General features: G+C 67.6%; 16 protein-coding genes. 9 read left to right on the forward strand and 7 right to left on the reverse strand.

The features are described 5' to 3' along the window. Positions 1 to 93 precede the first annotated feature (93 nt). The 6 genes from KIP79_RS29770 to KIP79_RS29795 all read left to right on the forward strand — a co-directional run bounded on the left by KIP79_RS29770 (position 94) and on the right by KIP79_RS29795 (position 6,484). Positions 94 to 1,884 (forward strand): Hsp70 family protein, encoded by a 1,791-nt coding sequence (locus tag KIP79_RS29770; protein ID WP_214108262.1) that lies wholly within the window; start codon positions 94 to 96, stop codon positions 1,882 to 1,884. Between the two features lie 14 nt (positions 1,885 to 1,898). Next, positions 1,899 to 2,807 (forward strand): coiled-coil domain-containing protein, encoded by a 909-nt coding sequence (locus KIP79_RS29775; RefSeq protein ID WP_214108263.1) that lies wholly within the window; start codon positions 1,899 to 1,901, stop codon positions 2,805 to 2,807. A 1-nt stretch (position 2,808) separates the two neighbouring features. Beyond that, on the forward strand, positions 2,809 to 3,987 hold the full coding sequence (locus tag KIP79_RS29780; protein ID WP_214108264.1) for a hypothetical protein: 1,179 nt from the start codon (positions 2,809 to 2,811) through the stop codon (positions 3,985 to 3,987). Beyond that, on the forward strand, positions 3,980 to 5,131 hold the full coding sequence (locus KIP79_RS29785; protein ID WP_214108265.1) for a patatin-like phospholipase family protein: 1,152 nt from the start codon (positions 3,980 to 3,982) through the stop codon (positions 5,129 to 5,131). Before KIP79_RS29780 ends, KIP79_RS29785 begins: the two co-directional genes overlap by 8 nt. A gap of 203 nt (positions 5,132 to 5,334) precedes the next feature. Further along, complete coding sequence (locus tag KIP79_RS29790) at positions 5,335 to 5,751, forward strand: hypothetical protein (RefSeq protein ID WP_214108266.1); 417 nt, start codon at positions 5,335 to 5,337, stop codon at positions 5,749 to 5,751. 208 nt (positions 5,752 to 5,959) lie between these two features. Then, a complete protein-coding gene (locus KIP79_RS29795; RefSeq protein WP_214108267.1) occupies positions 5,960 to 6,484 on the forward strand; it encodes a hypothetical protein in 525 nt (174 codons plus the stop codon). Between the two features lie 73 nt (positions 6,485 to 6,557). On the opposite strand, the gene KIP79_RS29800 is transcribed toward KIP79_RS29795, so the two are convergent. Beyond that, positions 6,558 to 6,959, reverse strand: coding sequence for a VOC family protein (locus tag KIP79_RS29800; RefSeq protein ID WP_214108268.1), 402 nt, complete (start codon positions 6,957 to 6,959; stop codon positions 6,558 to 6,560). Positions 6,960 to 7,012: 53 nt separating this feature from the next. Between KIP79_RS29800 and KIP79_RS29805 the strand changes: the two genes are divergently transcribed. After that, positions 7,013 to 7,636: a TetR/AcrR family transcriptional regulator gene (locus KIP79_RS29805; RefSeq protein WP_214108269.1), complete on the forward strand. Its 624-nt coding sequence runs from the start codon at positions 7,013 to 7,015 to the stop codon at positions 7,634 to 7,636. Between the two features lie 2 nt (positions 7,637 to 7,638). Here the strand turns inward: KIP79_RS29805 and KIP79_RS29810 are convergent, their stop codons facing one another. After that, positions 7,639 to 8,208 (reverse strand): CGNR zinc finger domain-containing protein, encoded by a 570-nt coding sequence (locus KIP79_RS29810; RefSeq protein ID WP_214108270.1) that lies wholly within the window; start codon positions 8,206 to 8,208, stop codon positions 7,639 to 7,641. An 84-nt stretch (positions 8,209 to 8,292) separates the two neighbouring features. On the opposite strand from KIP79_RS29810, the gene KIP79_RS29815 reads away from it, so the two are divergent. After that, positions 8,293 to 9,156, forward strand: a complete 864-nt coding sequence (locus KIP79_RS29815; RefSeq protein ID WP_250214057.1) for an alpha/beta fold hydrolase — start codon at positions 8,293 to 8,295, stop codon at positions 9,154 to 9,156. 59 nt (positions 9,157 to 9,215) lie between these two features. On the opposite strand, the gene KIP79_RS29820 is transcribed toward KIP79_RS29815, so the two are convergent. The 4 genes from KIP79_RS29820 to KIP79_RS29835 form a co-directional block, all read right to left on the reverse strand. Next, positions 9,216 to 10,451, reverse strand: coding sequence for a hypothetical protein (locus tag KIP79_RS29820; protein WP_214108272.1), 1,236 nt, complete (start codon positions 10,449 to 10,451; stop codon positions 9,216 to 9,218). Between the two features lie 261 nt (positions 10,452 to 10,712). Continuing rightward, a complete protein-coding gene (locus KIP79_RS29825; protein ID WP_214108273.1) occupies positions 10,713 to 11,366 on the reverse strand; it encodes a TetR/AcrR family transcriptional regulator in 654 nt (217 codons plus the stop codon). Between the two features lie 10 nt (positions 11,367 to 11,376). Then, positions 11,377 to 13,026 carry a bifunctional sugar phosphate isomerase/epimerase/4-hydroxyphenylpyruvate dioxygenase family protein gene (locus KIP79_RS29830; protein ID WP_214108274.1) on the reverse strand — a complete coding sequence of 550 codons (1,650 nt, stop codon included), beginning with the start codon at positions 13,024 to 13,026 and terminating at the stop codon, positions 11,377 to 11,379. 1 nt (position 13,027) lies between these two features. Then, positions 13,028 to 13,870, reverse strand: a complete 843-nt coding sequence (locus KIP79_RS29835) for a shikimate dehydrogenase (protein ID WP_214108275.1) — start codon at positions 13,868 to 13,870, stop codon at positions 13,028 to 13,030. A 199-nt stretch (positions 13,871 to 14,069) separates the two neighbouring features. Between KIP79_RS29835 and KIP79_RS29840 the strand changes: the two genes are divergently transcribed. Beyond that, entirely contained in the window at positions 14,070 to 15,425 is a 1,356-nt protein-coding gene (locus KIP79_RS29840; RefSeq protein ID WP_214108276.1) for an MFS transporter, read from the forward strand. Between the two features lie 58 nt (positions 15,426 to 15,483). On the opposite strand, the gene KIP79_RS29845 is transcribed toward KIP79_RS29840, so the two are convergent. Continuing rightward, positions 15,484 to 16,851 (reverse strand): pyridoxal phosphate-dependent decarboxylase family protein, encoded by a 1,368-nt coding sequence (locus KIP79_RS29845; RefSeq protein WP_214108277.1) that lies wholly within the window; start codon positions 16,849 to 16,851, stop codon positions 15,484 to 15,486. Between the last annotated feature and the right edge of the window lie 309 nt (positions 16,852 to 17,160).

The following is a 17,160-nucleotide window of genomic DNA, read 5'->3' on the forward strand; positions in this document are numbered from 1 at the left end:
CATGCCTTGCGCACACCATGCGTCCTTACCGCACGTCCAGTCTGTGCCTCAAGCTTGTATCGAGCCCAGTTGGAAGCGGACAGGAGTCGGTAAATGAGCGCAAACGACCATAAGGTGGTCGCGGTAATCGACTTCGGAACACACGGCACCGGGTTCGCCTGGACGACGATCTCGCCGCTCAACGACGACATAGCGACCCGCGATGTTTATTACTTCACGAATTATTCGAACGCGCGGGTCGACTACCCGAAGAACCTGACCGCCATTCTGCTGCGGGATGACGGCTCAACGGTGGCCTGGGGCCACCGCGCCCGCAAGATGTGGGCCGAAGCCTGTGACTCGGGCACGACGGCCGGCCTCGGATACGCGTACGCGTTCAAGATGGCACTGCAGTCGACCGGCACAAACATGGATATGCCAAGCTCAGGCGGGTTTGTAGACGTCGGCGACCGTGACCGGGTGTACCGGCTCATCGTGGCCTACCTGAGCGAAGTCCGTTCCGCGGCGATAGCCGAGATCACTCAGGCGGGATACCTGGAAAAGGACATCCGCTGGTGCCTCACCGTCCCCGCCATCTGGGACGAGGAGGATAAACACCTCATGAGGCGGGCCGCCGTCGCCGCCGGACTGCCCGATGGCGACGATCGGCTGCTGCTGTCCATCGAGCCCGAAGCCGCCGCGCTCTACTGCTACCTCCGCATGGCCGAACTCGCCGACGGCTCGGGTCACACCGAGCGGCTCGGGCTCAACGTGGACGGCGCCCGCTTCATGGTGATCGACTGCGGGGGCGGCACCGTCGACATCACGGCGTACGAGACCTCCGCCTTCGGCAGCGAGCAGATCTCGCTGCGTGAGATCGGCGTGGCCACCGGGGGGCGGCTCGGCTCTGAGTACATCAACCACGCCTTCCGTACGAAGGTGCTGGCCGATCGTCTCGGTCCCGCGGTGCTTGAGCGACTGAGCGCGGACTACGCCGAGGAGTTGCTCGCGCTGGACGCCGAGTGGGAACAGCGCAAGGTCACCGCCGAGACCGAGGAGAGGAATGGTGTCGCGCACATCGTGGACAGCGTGGGGATCCGCCTGTCCACGACGGTGTGGGAGATGCTGGATCAGCCGGTCAAGGAGCGGCTCACCCGCGAGAGCGGCGGCAAGCCCGGACGGATCACGATCTCGGCCGCGGAGGTCGAGGCGCTTTTCGACCACGTCGTGGACGGGATCGTGCAGAAGATCCGGGAGCAGTTGACCGAGATCGGCCGCCTCGGCAACGGTCAGTTGCCGGAGACCCTCGTCCTGGTCGGCGGGTTCGCGCGAGCGGGCTGGCTCCGGGCTCGCCTCCATCGGGAGTTTTCGGACAGACACCGCATCCTGGTACCGCAGAATCCAGCGCTGGCCATCCTCGAAGGGGCCGTGCACTACGCGTACCGGCCGGAGGTGCTCCTCTCCCGGCGGTCTCGTTACACCTACGGGTTCGCGCTCGCGATGCCGTGGGAGGAGGGCATCGATCCACCGGAGCGGAAGCTCGTCAGCAGCGAGGGCGAGGAGTTGTGCCGCGGCCGGTTCGAGATCGCGGTCCGGCGCGGCCAGAGCGTCGCGGTAGACGAACCCTTCTCCTTTGGGCTCGTGCCGACCAAGACCGCGCAAGAGGTGATCCGGGTACGGCTGATGCGCACGCGCAAAACATATCCGCGCTATGTGGACGAGGAAGGCTGCGAGCAGATCGGCGAACTCACCGTCGACATCCGCGACTCGGTCGGCAGTCCGATCAGCAAGCGCAACCTGCTCCTGTTGTTGTACTTCGGGCGCACCGCCATCCAGGCCGAGGCCCTCAACCCGGTGACCAACCAGAAGTCCGAGGCCACCGCCGAATTCGAGCACATGCGTTAGGGAGGTCGCTAATCATGAATTGGCCTCGGAACAGCAACGAGGACCCACGGGCGGGAAGTGCCCTGCCGACGAACCATCAGGGCGGCGAGGACCAGGCGGCGACACTCGCCGCCCACAACGAGCGACTCTCCGCTGCGGAGAATCGCGGGCATCGCGAATCCCGGGTGTGGCTGGACAACCAGATCTCGGCCCTGCGCCGGGAGTTGTCCGGCATCATCACGGCCACCCGTCAGGAGGTCGACCCGTTGCGCGGGTATGTCGGCACCCTGGAGCGCCGGATCGCCGATCAGACAGACCAGATGACCGAGTTGCGGGATCGGATCGCCGTGCTGGAGGAACGACTCGGCGAGATGATGTCGGTCATCGACCTGCTCCGCGCACAGGTCCTGGAAAGCAGAAAGGACCTGACCAAGCAGGACTTTCTGGTCCAGTACAAGCTGGCTGACCGGATCAAGGCGCTCTTCGGCGAACGCTTCCCCGAGCTCACCGAAGCGCGGCAGGCGTACGAAGCCGACGCGCACCGGAAGGCGGGCACCACGCCACCACCGCCGCTGCGTCGGGAGGCCGAGCTGGTCAGGGAGATGTGCGCCATCTTCGCGGCAGGCGGCCGGAACCTGGTGGACGACCTCGTGGATCTGATCACCGCTGGTGGTCAGGTTCGGTTGAACGCCTCGAGGTCCGCCCTGGTGACCCGGGTCGTCAAGGAGGCGCAGATCCTCCGTGACGCCATCGAGCAGACCGGACACCCGTACCTGTTCGTCTTCGACGTCCCGCACGGCACGCCGGCCAACTCCGCCGAGCACGAGCTGTGGGCGCACTGCCATGAGGGCCAGCTGGTGGACTTCGTCGTGACCCCCGCGTACGTGGTCGCCGACAAGCGCTTGGCCATGCCGCACGTCTTCACCATCGGCGGAGGTGTCTGAGATGGAGATGATCGATCTACGCCGGCTGGTACGGCGCATCCCGCTGGCGGCCGACCGCGCGTTGACCGAGCTCGTCAACGATCTGCGGACCGCCGAGAACATGACGGCCACCCGTCGTAGGCGTACCGGCTTCAAAGGTCTTGTCGACCAGATCAGCGGTGCGGACCGGCGCCGCGGCCTGGAGACCGACGAGTCGGTGGCCCGGGTGCAGGGACACCTGTTCTCCTGGGCCCAGGACCTCAGCAAGCATGCGCGTTTCACCGACCTCTACCTGGGGTTGGTGGCGACCAACATCGAGGAGCTGCAGAACCGGGTCGCCTACGCCGAGAGCACCGCGTACCAGTCGCGGGGGGAGATTCGGGAGCTGGCCGGCCTGGTCGCCAGTTTCATCGACCAGGCAGACCGCCGGTTCGCGGAGGTGGACCGGAAGATCGCCGTACTGGACCAGCGGCTCAACTCGCATGCGGTGGTACTGGAGACACACAGCGAGCTGCTGGCCATGCACGGACTCCTCATCGACGCCCAGAAGAAGGGCCTGCTGGTGCTGGACCGCAGGGTCATGGAGGCAGGACTGCGCCAGGACGCGTGGGAGGACATGGATCTGGCGGTCAGCCGCTGGCGACACCAGGGCACCTACGCCGGCCTGCCCTGGACGATCCAGGTTCCGCTGCTGGCCAGGGAGATCGCCGCAGGGCATACCGGGCTGTACGAGTTCGTCACCGGCCGACAGGACTGGCGGGAGCGCCTGGCCGACCACGTCCTTGGTGACGCCCGCACCCGCCAGGCGCGAACTGACCTGGAATGGGATGGCAAGCGCAGCGTGCGCCGTCTCGTGGAACGCACCATCGAGCTGCTGGACGGCAGCGAGGACGGGCAGATCGTGGCCGAGGTGATGGGCATCGGCCTGCCGGGCGATCTGCGCCCGCCGCACCGCCCGGTGAGCTACGCACTCGCTCGCGGCCTGGAGCTCAGCGCCCGTGACCCGCGAACGAGCCCGAAGGAGATGGCGCAGCGGGCGGTGGACGAGACTCGCGCCGGCTGCGGCTACCTGCCCGACTCCCTCACGCAGGAGGAGTTCGTACGCAAGGTCATCGAAGAGCAGGCCGACGCGGCCAGGCGAGCACGCGCGGACCTGCGTAGGCGCGCACCGATGACGACGAAGGAGAATCGCGATGGGTGAGAACTGGGGACAGCTGCGGGCCCGGCTGGGCGAGCTAAGCAGCCGCCCGATCCCAGAGCCGGCGCCCCGGTTGGAGCTCCCCGCGTTACCGGCGGACGGTACGGCGGAGCTCGGCTACCGCTTCGGCCTGGTGCTGGCCGGAGGTGCGGCCAAGGGGGCGTACCAGGTGGGCGCGGTGGAGTGCCTGGTCCATCATGGGATCAAGCTGCACGCGGTGGCGGGCACCAGTATCGGCGCGCTGAACGGTGTCGTGCTCGCCAGCGCGCCCACCCTGGCGGAGGGGATGACCAGGCTGGTGGCGCTGTGGACGACATTGACCAACCAGTTCGGACACAATCCCGACGGTGGCGCGCAGCTTCAGTCGCGGCTCGTCCGGCTGCTGGGTACCCGGAGCGAGCTGGAGCGGCTGATCGAGCAAGCGGTGGACGAGCAGATCATGGCGACGGGCGTCCCAATGCGGGTGGCCGCCTTCCCCGTGCCGCCACCCCTGCCGAAACTGGCCCATCTGGTACTGCCTCCGGCCGCCGTCGGTCACTTGAAGCTGGCCCAGGAGGCATACAACTGGGTACGCGGCACACTGGGGATCAAGAGTGAGATCATCACATTGAACGGGAGATCAAAAGAGGAGATCACTCGGGCCGCGCTCGCCAGCGCGGCACTGCCGTTTCTCTTCCCGCCGCGGTCGGTGGGCGGGCGCTACTACCGAGACGGCATGCTCGGCAAGACCAACACGCCCATCCGGGCGCTGGCCGAGCAGGACGGCTGCGACATCGTCCTCGTGGTGCACCTGTCACCTGGCGAGCCGGTGGCGCCGGTGGAGCGGGAGGGACTCACCCTGCTGCAGATCCGCCCCGATGACGAGTTGGTCGAGGGCGGTCCGTTGGGCCCTCTCAACGGCCTGCTCGACTTCTCCCCCACCAACTTCCAGCGGCTGCGCTCGCGGGGGTACGGCGACATGCAGCGGACGCTGACCGAGTTGGTCCAGTTGCTGAGCACCCGGGACAGATCCGCAGCAGCCGCCGGCTTCCTGGCGGACCGGATGCAACGCGTACTGGAGAACCGGAGCCGACTCTGGCCGCAGGCGGACCCGCTGCTCCCGCTCTGGACGGGCGAAGCCCCCAACGAGTACTCGCGTGCCGCTTGAAACGCATGGATGGCGATAGTTCTGCGCCTTCGGCATCGTATTCGCGCCACCCTGATCTCGGCCCCGGCCAATGAGGAAGTTGCGCCGGGGTCACCCCTACGCGGGCTCGACCTCGACGTCCTCGGCCTCCGACCCTTGTCGATCGCCGGGGCTGAGTATGGGTACTCATGAAACCCTCGCTCGGATAGCGTCCAATTGGGGTCATGAGCGATCATTCGCCCCGGTTTTCCCGAACCTCGCTGCCAAGGGTCCTCGCCGCCGGTCTGGTGGGATCCTCTCTCCCCCTCATGGCGTTCGTCGCCGCGTTCGTCGCGGACAAGACGGGGCTCATGCACTTGATCTGCCCTACCGGTGGACTGGAATGCCTGGCTCCGCTGGCGCTGATCGCCATCGGCGGCGGCAGCGCCGCGGCATGGCCGCTTCTGTGGCTGGTGAGAGTCCGCCCAGCCTGGGCTGTCGCCCTCCTCGGGTTCGTCTTCAACCTGATTCTCCAGAGCCTCGTCGCCCAGGTGATCCCGAGCGGGCTGGACAGCCCCATGCTGTTCGTGAACAGCGCGCTCTCCTTGGCGCTCGCCGCCCTGATCATCAGACCGAGAAGCCGGCAACCCATCAGCACATAGCCTCGGCCACCGTCTCGTGGCAACGGTGGGGGCGACCGTGCCGCCGCGAACTCCTCGACCGCTGGGGCGTACTTCGATTATTAGAGTCACACTTTAGAGTGCTACTCTAACTTCATCGGTCGCCCGCGCGCCTCGGCATGATCAGCCGACGTGGGCTTTTGGTTCCTTGTCGCGCGCCCGCCCCCTCCACCGGAAGGACAACGTTTCCGTGCGGACTCCCCTGCTCTCGTATGCCCGCAGCCGCCGCGTATCCGCCGCACTCGCCATCGGTCTGGCTTTGAGCGTCGCCGTGCCCGCCCTGTCCCCACTCCCCGTACGGGCGGCCACCACGACCCTGTCGGCCCCCCAACCCCGCCCCTGGGGCCCGTACTACGCACCCGGCCGATATGCCCAGGCCACCGGAACGATCACTGTCTTCCCCGCCGCCATCCATCCGCTGCAGATCCCGTACGCCAGGATGGTGAAGATCGACGGCGAGGTCCGCGACCTGACCTCCCCGGCAGTGACCTTGGCCAACACCTGCGGCTGGGCTATGTTCCGCTTCACCCACAGCCCGACCTATACGAGCTACGAGCACGTCGCTACCTGCACCTTCCTGACCCCCAGACTGATCCGCCTGACGAAAGAGAACGTCCGCCAGGTGGAGATGCAGGTCTGCGCCGGCCCCCTGACCGTCAAGGCCCCCCGCTGCATCACCGACGGCACCTGGCAGACCCTCTACATCGCCAGATAGTCACCGGAAGCGGTCCGTGCCGCCGGACGAAATCGAAAGGCCACCTCCCGATCATGGGAGGTGGCCCGACTTCTTAGGGGGTTTCCGTCCGCTGCTGCAAGGTGTAGAGGCGGATCTCGATGCCGTCGGGATCGGTCACGCCTCCGACCAGCCAGCCGATGCTGCCTTCAGCGATGCCCGAGTGTGGCACGCCGAGGTCGTCCAGGCGGGCGGCCCACGCGCGCAGCGCGGCCAGAGTGGGCACACCGAGCGCCAGGGGATCGAATCCCCCGAGCGCGGTCGCCCGCCCGGGCTCCTCGCGCAACGCGATCATGAGGCTCTGCCCGGCGTCCCGCATGGCCACGCCGCGCAACTCGCCCTGCTCGACGAACTCGATCGCCACGTCGAGGCCCAGCACCCGTTCGTACCAGTCCGCACTCTTGCGCACATCGGACACGGGCAGCTTGATGTGGTGGAACCCATGGAGAACGGTCAAAGCCCTCTCTCCCCCATATTTGTAGTGATACTCTAAAGTGATACTTTAAGTTTGTGACTGACGTCAACACCCGGAACCGGCGCTCCGCGCCCACCAGGCGGCGCATCGTGGGGGCGGCGCACGAGCTGTTCGCCGTGCGGGGTTATGCGGGCACCACCTTCCAGGAGGTGGCCGACGCTGCCGGGGTGTCGGTACAGACCGTCTACTTCCACTACGGCAGCAAGAGCCAGCTGCTCAAACACGTGGTCGACGTGGCCTCGGCGGGCGACGATGAACCCGTCCCGCTGCTGGAACGGCCGTGGTTCACCCAGCTGCGCGCGTCGGCCGACCCCCGGGAGGCGATCGTGCGGTGGGTGCACGCGAGCGGCGTCATCTTCGACCGGGTGGCGGCGATTCTGGCGGTGGTCCGCGACGCGGCGTGGGGGGACCCGGAGATGGCGGAGCAGTGGCGGGCGAACGCCGAGCAGCGGCGAACCGCGCACGACACCTTCGTCGGCATCCTGGAGGGGCTGGGCGCGCTATGCCCGGAGCTCGACCGGGAGCGGGCGACCGACGTCACCGTTGGACTGCTGTCACCGGACCTGTTCCTGGTGCTGCAGCGGGAGTGCGGGTGGGACACGAGCCGCTGGGAGGAGTGGGCGGCCGACCAGCTGGCCCACGCCCTGCTGAAAGGCTGAGGTCACGTGGCGGGCTTGTGCCGCTGGTAGTGGCGTGCGACGCGGGTGCGATTGCCGCAGCGGGCGGCCGAGCACCAGCGGCGGCGTGGATGGGCGGGCAGGAAGAGCAGTACGCAGTCCTGGGCCTCGCACTGGCGGATGTCGACGACGGCAGGATCGGCCAGCAAGTCGGCGGCGGCCTCGGCCAGCCATGCCGCCAGCCGTGCACCGGGGGTACCGGTGCGGCGGCGGGTCACCGTGACCACCTCGCCGTTCCAGGTCAGCTCGCTGATGGCGGGCGCGTCGCGCTGGGCCTGGTTCAGGGCCGCTAGGTCGGCCGCCGCGGGAGGAGCGGCGTGGCGCGCCTGCTCGACGGCGCCGGCGGTGTGCTCGCGAACGGTGTGGACCGCGGCCAGATCGGCGGTGGTGAACGCGACGTCGGCGAGCTCGCGCGCCTCCGGGAACCGTTCGGCCTGCCGACCGAGCCATGCGCGCAGGTCGTCGGGCGTGACCAGCAGGTCGCCGATGGACGGACGGGTGTTGACCAGATCCAGCGCCAGGCGCTCCCCCGTCGGGAACACGATCTCGCTCATATATCTAATGCTACCTAGGCGTATTGACGCGTTAGTCCATGTCTGCCTAGGCTAATGTGTCTTCAGTCAAGAAAGGAATTAGGGATGCCGATTCCTCGTACTGTCCACCGTCACCTCGACGTCAATGGCGTCCGCGTCTTCTACCGGGAGTCGGTCCCCGACCGGGAGGACGCGCCCGTACTGCTGCTCCTGCACGGCTTCCCCTCCGCGTCACATCAGTTCCGGCGTCTCATAGACGCTCTCGGCAGCCGCTACCGCCTGGTCGCCCCCGACTATCCCGGCTTCGGTCACACCGAGGCACCCGACGACTTCGTCTACTCCTTCGACCATCTCGCCGACGTCATGGAGGACTTCGTCCAGAAGCTGGGCCTGAGCAGGTTCGTCATGTACGTCTTCGACTTCGGCGCCCCGGTCGGGTTCCGCCTCGCCGAACGCCACCCCGAGTGGATCGCGGGCCTGGTCGTCCAGAACGGCAACGCCTACTCCGAGGGCTTGTCGGACAGCGCCCGCGGCCTCATCGCGCTGCGCCCCGAGACCCCCGGCTCCGAGGAGATCGTGCGCAACCTTCTCACGCTGCCAGGCACCCGCTCCCAGTACGAGACCGGCGTCGCCGACCCCGAACTGCTCACCCCCGACAGCTGGACCCTCGACCAGCACTTCCTGGACCTGCCCGGTCGGAAGGAAGCCCAGCTGGCGCTCATGTTCGACTACCACTCCAACGTCCAGCTCTACGACAGCTGGCAGGGCTGGCTCCGCCGGCACACGCCGCCCACCCTCATCGTCTGGGGCACCGGCGATCCGTTCTTCCCCGAGCCCGGCGCGCGGGCGTACCTGCGCGACGTGCCCGACGCCGAACTCCATCTGCTCGACACCGGCCACTTCGCCCTGGAAACCCACCTCCCGGAGATCGCCCCGCTCATCTCCGGCTTCCTCGACGCGAACGCCTAGACAGGTGCACAGGCAGGTTCGGGTCGTTGCGCGGCCCGAACCTGCCTCGGCGGGCGGCGTCAGACGCGCCAGCCCCCGCTGTCCTTCGCCACGATGGCACCGCCGATCAGAAGCCACGCGCTCACCGGCCGGGAATGGTTGTACGGGCTGGAGCCGCCGTTAGGCTGCGCTTCGAATTCGATGAATCCGGCACCTCGTGTGGTGTCTTCGGTGTCGATCGCCTGTGTGGCGGAGTTCGCGGAGACCCATCGGTAAGAAGTGGGATATCCGGGCGCGCAGGCGGCGTTCGCCGGCTTTGGCGTGTCACCGGTGTCCGTGGCCGGCGACCTGGTCTGCCCGTCGCCCGAGTTCTGGACCAGGTTGGTGTAGAAGTCCCCGGGCTTCGCGTAGACGCACTGCTGCAGATTGACATAGCGCAGGGTCAGCAGGTCCAACGCCTGCGTACGGCTGTTGCCGGCCACCCATCCGGTGCCGGGGCACGCACCCGTCGGGCTGGCTTTCACGTTGCTGGAATTGGTTTGTGGCTGCTGTGCGGCGACAGTGGCCAGTTCGGCGCCGGAGTTGTAGACGCATTGCTGGAGGTTGAAGTAGCGCCGGCCGAGCAGACTGATCGCCTGAGTGGCGCCGCTGCCCGGCTTGTAGCGGTAGGCGGCGTCCCCCGGGCCGCAGCTGAGCGGCTTCGGATCGTTGGAAACTCCCGTCCCTGTCCGGAAGGGAGTGTTGGGCACGTTCGCCACAAAGGACATGAAGTTGTCCGGACCCGCGTTCCCATAGGTGCATCCCTGGAGGTGGAGATAGCGCTTTTTCCCACGCTCCAGGACCCCCTTGGTCAGGTCGCTGGGTTCGGCGAACAATCCGGCGGTCGGGCTGATCCGGAGGTTCCATCTCTGGCCGTCGATGGTGCCCAGCCCCGTCTCCGGAAGCCCTCCGCCCCAGACCGCGTCTTCGTTGATGGGTCCGGTCTGGCCGCCGTCGGTGTTGCAGGCGAGTTCACTGTTGTCGGGTTTGGCGGGATCGGACGTTCTCGGAGAAAGGCAGACCTTCGTGGTGCCGGCAACGAGCGTCGAACGGATGTGCGCGAGAACTGAGGCGTCCCGGTAGGCGGCGGAGTCGCTGTTGTTGTACCAGATGCGCGTCAGCCAGCTCGACGGATTCGGAACCGGCAGGGAACTGCTCCAGGTTCTCCCGTTGTCAGTCGAGTAAACGATCTGGATATTGGTGGCGGCGTACGCCGGAACAGCCGAACCCACATAATATCCGGCCAGGGCGGTCGTCGCGACCAGAGCCGTGACCATTGAACGTTTCATACGTGACGCTTCCGCCATGACATGCACACTCTCCACTCTTCTTCCATTCACACGCCGATATGGCATGCAATTCGGATTTCCCCCAGAAACACCATCCACAGCAGGAAGGCTTTCTACGGCGAGGATATCGAGGGCGCTGCGCAGCACGTCGCTACCGAAAACTGTGTCGCCTGATTCGACTCGGTATTCGTCAAGGAATCTGCCGCGTCATCATTATTGGTCCCGATAACATGTGGGGACGACCGGAGACTAGCGTCCGCGCAGGTAGGCGACCACCATTTCGCCGACCATGCGGCGTTGCCTGGCGCGATGTTCGGGAGCGGTCATCTCCCGGCCGAACAGGGCGCCGAAGGTGTGCTGGTTGGCGACCCGGAAGAAGCAGAAGGCGCTGATCATCATGTGCACGTCGATGGGGTCGGCCTCGGTGGTGAACTCGCCGCTGACGAGGCCCGCCTCCAGGATGCGGGTGATGATGTCCAGGACCGGCGTGCCGAGGTTGGCCAGGACCTCGGATTTGCGGATGTGCTCGCCCCGGTGGATGTTCTCGATGGCGACGAGTTTGATGAACTCGCGGTGCGCGTCGTGGTGGTCGAAGGTCAGCTCCGCGAGGGTGCGGATGGCGGAGGTCGGGGCGAGGTGGGCCACGTCCACGGTCCGTTCGGCGGTGCGGACCTCGGTGTAGACCTTCTCCAGGACCGCGATGTAGAGCTGTTCCTTGCTGCCGAAGTAGTAGTAGATCATCCGCTTGGTGGTGCGGGTCAGGTCGGCGATCTCGTCCACCCGGGCTCCCGCGTAGCCGTCGCGGGCGAAAACGCGCTGGGCGACCTCCAGGATCTCGGAGCGGGTCCGGTCGGCGTCGCGTTGGCGTGCTGCGCTGGGGCGAGTGCCGGACGGGGAGGCCATGCGGCCCATCCTACTTAGCAGGAGCATCCCCCTCCCGGGCGTGCTGGGCGGCCAGCCGGACGGGGGCGTTCACCGCGCCGTACCCTTGGTAGCCGCCGATGCGCTGGACGAGTTCGAAGAACACCCGGCCGATGGTGATCGTGTAGAGGTGCAGGAACTCGCCGTGGTCGTCGCGGTCGTACATGATCCCGAGGGTGCGCAGCTCGGGGTCGAGGTCGTACCGGGCGTCGAGGTCGTCGTAGTAGTTGGCCGGGATGGGGAGGACGAGCTCCGGAGGCAGGCCGCGGGCGGTGGTGACGAGGTCGTCGCAGGCCAGGGCGAGGTGTTGCCAGTGGACGCCGACGTTGAGCACCATTCTGACGGGCCCCGCGTGCATGGCGCGGCTGCGCAGCAGGCCGTACGGGTCGGGGACCTCCAGGCTCTGCTGCGGGCCCAGCGCGAGGACGCTGCGGTAGAAGAGCGCGGCCTCGTCGAAATTGAGCCAGGGCTGGGCGAGCGCCACATGATCGATATGGGTGATATTTCCGGACGTGGGGAGGTCGCCGGAACGGCAGAACTCGATCCGGGTGCCGTCGGGCGCCGCGATCGCGTTCGGCTGGACCACGGTGGCGAGCAGGGATTCCGCGCGTCTGACGGATCCCGCGGGATCGGGGCTCTCCAGGCCGATCGCGGTAAGCGCCGGGCCGGCGTCACCGGCCGTCCGCAGGTGCAGGCGCGCACCACCCTGCTCCCACACCTCTTCACCGGAACCCGTACAAACGAATCCAAGGACACCCAGCAGATCTCCCAGCGGCGCGGGATCACCGGCAGTCACCTCGGCGAAGGCGAACCCGGTAGGGACGATCTGCGGCGGCAGGGCGGAATCCGCCAGGGCCAGTAGAGACCGCCGCCCGTCCAGCGCGGTACGGCCGGCGTCGGCCTGCCGGAACACGTCGTTGAAGACCTCCAGCGACAACGGCCCGGTGTATCCGGCGCGGAGCACGCGACCGACCAGATCGGGCAGATCGAACATGCCCTGGCCAGGGAAGCAGCGGTAGTGGCGGCTCCACTGGAGAACGTCCATGGCGAGCAGGGGCGCGTCGGCGAGCTGCAGGAAGAAGATCTTCTCGCCGGGGATGGCCGCGATGCCGATGGGATCGGAGCCGCGCGACAGGATGTGGAAACTGTCCAGGCAGGTCCCCAGACTGGGATGCCCTGCCAGCTCGACGATCCGCCACGCGTGCAGATAGTCGTTGACGTGCCGCCCCCAGGCCAGCGCCTCGTACGCGATCCGGATCCCGTGCTCGGCGGCCCGCGACGCCAGCAGCCGCAACTGGTCGGCGGCCAGTTCGTCGGAACCGATCGCCGCGGGAGAAACGTTCGAGCAGACCAGCAGCAGATCCGCGCCGAGCTGTTCCATCAGGCGGAACTTGTGCTCGGCCCGGCGCAGGTTCGCGGCGAGCAGGTCGGGGGGCACTGCCTCGAAGTCGCGGAACGGCTGGTAGAGGTCGATGCTCAAGCCGAGATCCGCGGCCCTGAGCCGGACCTCCGACGGGGACATCGGGGAGGCAAGCAGGTCGTTTTCGAAGATCTCGATGCCGTCGAACCCGGCGGCGGCGATCGCGGTGAGCTTCTCCGCCAGGGTGCCGCTGACCGACACGGTCGCGATGGACGTCCGCATCTCAGGCCGTGACCAGGTCGGTGAAGTGGGCGAACATCCGCTCGACATCCGGTTCGAGGCCCGTGAACAGGCGGAAGGCGTGGGCGGCCTGGAACACGACCATGCCGCCGCCGTTCAGGGTGCGGCAACCGCGCTGTTCGGCCTCGCGGAGGAGTTCGGTCTCCATCGGGCGGTAGACGATGTCGGCCACCCACAGGCCGGGATGGAGCAGGTCCGCGGGGAGCGGCATGCCCGGGGAGTGTGCCATGCCGGTCGGGGTCGCGTGGACCAGGCCATCGGACTGCCGTACCAGTTGGGGCAGGTCGGAAAGATCGGCGGCCCGGACCCGGCCTCCGCCGAGCCGCTCCGCGAGCGCCTTGGCGCGGCGGGGGTCGGCGTCGACCACGCTGATCTGCTCGGCGCCGAGCGTGACCAGCGCGTACGCTACCGCGGCCCCCGCACCTCCGGCGCCGAGCTGGACGATCCTGCGTCTGGGCGCGTCCGGCAGTCCCCGGGTGAGGGCCTGGGCGAAGCCCGTCCAGTCAGTGTTGTGGCCGATCGCCCGGTTTCCGGAGAAGAGGATGGTGTTGACCGCACCGAGGGCGGCCGCGTCCGGGGACAGCTCGTCCACCACCGTCATCACAGTCTGCTTGCACGGATGCGTGACGTTGAACCCGTCGAACCCCAACCTCTGCGCGGTACGGACCAAGTCCCCCGCCGCCTCAGCGTCCACCCCGAGCACGTCGATGTCGATCACCCGGTACAGGTAGCGCAACCCGTGGAAGCCGGCCTCCCGTTCGTGCAGCAGCGGGCTGAGGGACGGCCCGATACCCGACCCGATCAACCCGATCAAATAGGAGGTCATCGCCTGGCCCCTTCCTATGTACGAACTAGTGAGTTAGCAACCATTCACGACCACCCACCAAGTCCCCATAAGACCAGCTCATCCGCAAAATTTCAGCTCTTGACACTTGAGGACGCTCACTGCACCATGCAGGAACTCCACCTGTTAATGAACTATCTAGTTCGTAACAATCCCGGATCACACCCCCCAGGGAGCAGTCGTGAGTGATCATCCCCCCGGCACCCAGCAGGGCACGCCGCGCAAGGCTGCCGTCGCCGCCTGGATCGGCAGCGCACTGGAGTACTACGACTTCTTCATCTACGGCAGCGCCGCCGCCCTGATCTTCTCCGACGTCTTCTTCGACGCCTCCGACCCCGCGACCGCGACCCTGCAGTCCCTGGCCACCTTCGGCGTCGCCTACGCCGCCCGCCCCGTCGGCGCGTTCGTCCTCGGCCACATCGGCGACCGCTTCGGCCGCAAGAAGATCATGGTCTTCACCCTCATCCTGATGGGCGTCTCGACCTTCCTCATCGGCTGCCTCCCCTCGCGCGACCAGATCGGCGGCCTGGCCCCCGCCCTCCTGGTCCTCCTGCGCGTGCTCCAGGGCCTGTCCGCAGCGGGCGAACAGGCCAGCGCCAACTCGATGACCCTGGAACACGCCCCCGCCGACCGCCGCGGCTACTACTCCAGCTTCACCCTCAACGGCACCCAGTTCGGACAGATCCTGGCCACCCTGGTCTTCATCCCCGTCGCCGCGCTCCCCGAGGAACAGTTGCTCAGCTGGGGCTGGCGCATCCCGTTCTGGCTGAGCGTGGTGGTCGCCGTCGCCGGGTACGTCATCCGCCGCCGCGTCGAGGAAACCCCCGCCTTCGCCCAGTCGGTGGCCGCCGGAACCGTGGCCAGGATGCCGCTGGCCCTCCTCTTCCGCGACCACTGGACCAGCGTGCTCCGCGTGGTCTGCGCCGCCCTGATCGCCACCGTCAGCACGATCTTCACCGTCTGGGCCCTCAGCTACGCCACCAGCGACGAGATCGGCCTGGACCGCGCGACCATGCTCTGGGTCAGCAGCGCGGCCAACGCGGTCGCCCTGATCGCCATCCCGCTGTGGGCGAAGCTGTCCGACCGGATCGGCCGCAAACCGGTCTTCCTGGTCGGCGCGATCGGCAGCCCCATCATGATCTTCGCGTACCTGGCCGCGATCAATTCCGGCAGCTACCCGGTGATCTTCCTGGTCGGCATGGCCACCCTCGGCGTCGTGTACAGCGCCTCCAACGGCATCTGGCCCGCCCTGTACGGCGAGATGTTCACCACCGGCGACCGCCTCTCCGGCATGGCGATCGGCACCCAGATCGGTTTCGCGGTCGCCGGCTTCGCGGTCGCTTCGGCAGCGGGCATCGTCACTCCCGAGGGCTGGCTGGGCCTGCAGGGGTGGGTCGGCGTGGGCATCTTCACCGCCATCCTGTGCGCGATCAGCGCGGTCGCGGTGGCGACCACCCGGGAGACGTACCGAATCCCCACGGAGGACCTGGGCCGTACTCCGGCCTCCCCCTCACCCGCGACCACCTCGGCCGCCTGACCGTCGAGGTTGACAGGGGCTTGGTGCTCGGAACTACCGAGCACCAAGCCCTGCGGCATCAGGTCTGGACGGCTTGCCTTACGGCCGCGGCCATCCGCGCGATGTCCTCACTCGTTGTCTGCCAGTTCGACACGGCCACCCGCATGACCGGCTGGCCCTGCCAAGCGCTGGCGGTGAGAAACGCCTCGCCGCCGGCGCGTACCGCCGCGAGTATCCGAGCTGTCGCCTCCGGATCGGCGAAGCGCACCAGCACCTGGTTGAGCACCACGTCGTTGCAGACGGTGACCCCGGGTATGTCGTCGAGCAAGGCGGCCGCTTCGCGGGCAAGCGCACAGCAGCGGTCCACCAGGGCGGCCACGCCGGTACGGCCGAGGGAGCGAAGCGTCGCGTAAGCGGGGAACGCGCGAGCCCGGCGGGAAAACTCCGGGGCGAGGTGGAATTGCACGACGTCGTCACCGGGCGACGCGACGTAGTTCGCGACCACACCGAGCGCGGCGGCGTGCGCCTGCCGATCCCGCACCGCCACGACGGCGCTGTCGTACGGCACGTTGAGCCACTTGTGCAGGTCCACTGCCCAGGAATCAGCGAGTTCCGCACCTCTGGTCAGCTCACGGCACATGGGTGACGCCGCCGCCCAGAGCCCGAACGCGCCATCAATGTGCACCCAGGCATCGCGCTGCCGGGCCAGCGGAATGAGCTCCGTAAAGGGGTCGAAGGCGCCGGTGTTCACATTCCCGGCTCCCAGGCAGACGATCAAAGGACCGTCGACCTGGGCCAGCAGGCTGGCGAAAGCGTCCGGCTCCACGCGGCCCTGGTCGTCCACGTCGACGGGTGTGACACACCCCGAGCCGAGGCCCAGATAGCGCAGCGCGCCGTCGATCGTGATGTGGCGTTCCCGGCCGGCCAGGACGGTGATCCGTGGCGCGCCGAACAAGCCGTCCCGCTCCACATCCCAGCCGGCGGCGCTCAGGACCGCGTGCCGGGCAGCGGCCAGCCCCGTGAAGTTCGCCATCTGCGCGCCGGTCACGAATGCCGCCGAGGCCGACGAAGGCAGCCCGAGCAGGTCGAGCAGCCAGGACAACGAGACGCGCTCGGCCGCGGCGGCAGCGGGTGAACTGTCCGGCATCGTCGCGAGCTGATCCCACGCCGAGGTGAGCCAGTCGGCGGCGACGGCGACTGGGTGCGAACCACCCACGACCCAGCCGTAAAACCGTCCGCCGGTGCTGGTGACCAAGCCGTCGTCGAAGTCGTCAATCATGCGGTGCAGCACTTCCCGGGGTGCCTCCCCCTGCTCGGGAAGCCTTTCGGGAAGACGCCGCACGATTTCGGCGCAGGTCGCAACGGCGTCTACGCGGCGCTTGCGAGCGGAGTCGAGATAGGTGATCGCCGCCTGGGCGGTGTCACCGAGCAGGTCGGCCAGCGGCATGTCTCTATCGTCAGAGCTTGAGTACGGCATCCGATCACAATGCCCTGGGCGTGGCCTGTCCCAAATAGCCAATCCGGAAGTGGTGGCCTGGTTTTCCGTGCCCGGCGGGTGGGCGCCCGCTGATCATGGATAGGAGCGCTGACGCTTCGCGTGGCGGCCGGACTGACCAACGCTGATCGTCCCATTCCTTTCAGCAGTGCGGTCAAGATACGCGTCAGTTTGGGCTCGCGTCAGTGGCTCAGCCATCAAGGACCCCGGACCCGGATGATTAGGGACCTTTGTCCCTGGAGCGTCACCTTCACCGGTGGT

Origin of the sequence: Acrocarpospora catenulata, assembly GCF_018476525.1 — a bacterium.
Classification (GTDB): domain Bacteria; phylum Actinomycetota; class Actinomycetes; order Streptosporangiales; family Streptosporangiaceae; genus Acrocarpospora; species Acrocarpospora catenulata.

What these genes read in the sequence shown, in the direction of transcription:
- KIP79_RS29770 (WP_214108262.1), top strand. Translation starts at nt 94, where the DNA reads ATGAGCGCAAACGACCATAAGGTGGTCGCGGTAATCGACTTCGGAACA.
- KIP79_RS29825 (WP_214108273.1), bottom strand. Translation starts at nt 11,366, where the DNA reads ATGGCCTCCCCGTCCGGCACTCGCCCCAGCGCAGCACGCCAACGCGAC.
- KIP79_RS29835 (WP_214108275.1), bottom strand. Translation starts at nt 13,870, where the DNA reads ATGACCTCCTATTTGATCGGGTTGATCGGGTCGGGTATCGGGCCGTCC.
- KIP79_RS29790 (WP_214108266.1), top strand. Translation starts at nt 5,335, where the DNA reads ATGAGCGATCATTCGCCCCGGTTTTCCCGAACCTCGCTGCCAAGGGTC.
- KIP79_RS29815 (WP_250214057.1), top strand. Translation starts at nt 8,293, where the DNA reads ATGCCGATTCCTCGTACTGTCCACCGTCACCTCGACGTCAATGGCGTC.
- KIP79_RS29775 (WP_214108263.1), top strand. Translation starts at nt 1,899, where the DNA reads ATGAATTGGCCTCGGAACAGCAACGAGGACCCACGGGCGGGAAGTGCC.
- KIP79_RS29810 (WP_214108270.1), bottom strand. Translation starts at nt 8,208, where the DNA reads ATGAGCGAGATCGTGTTCCCGACGGGGGAGCGCCTGGCGCTGGATCTG.
- KIP79_RS29780 (WP_214108264.1), top strand. Translation starts at nt 2,809, where the DNA reads ATGGAGATGATCGATCTACGCCGGCTGGTACGGCGCATCCCGCTGGCG.
- KIP79_RS29845 (WP_214108277.1), bottom strand. Translation starts at nt 16,851, where the DNA reads ATGCCGCTGGCCGACCTGCTCGGTGACACCGCCCAGGCGGCGATCACC.
- KIP79_RS29830 (WP_214108274.1), bottom strand. Translation starts at nt 13,026, where the DNA reads ATGCGGACGTCCATCGCGACCGTGTCGGTCAGCGGCACCCTGGCGGAG.
- KIP79_RS29820 (WP_214108272.1), bottom strand. Translation starts at nt 10,451, where the DNA reads ATGGTCACGGCTCTGGTCGCGACGACCGCCCTGGCCGGATATTATGTG.
- KIP79_RS29785 (WP_214108265.1), top strand. Translation starts at nt 3,980, where the DNA reads ATGGGTGAGAACTGGGGACAGCTGCGGGCCCGGCTGGGCGAGCTAAGC.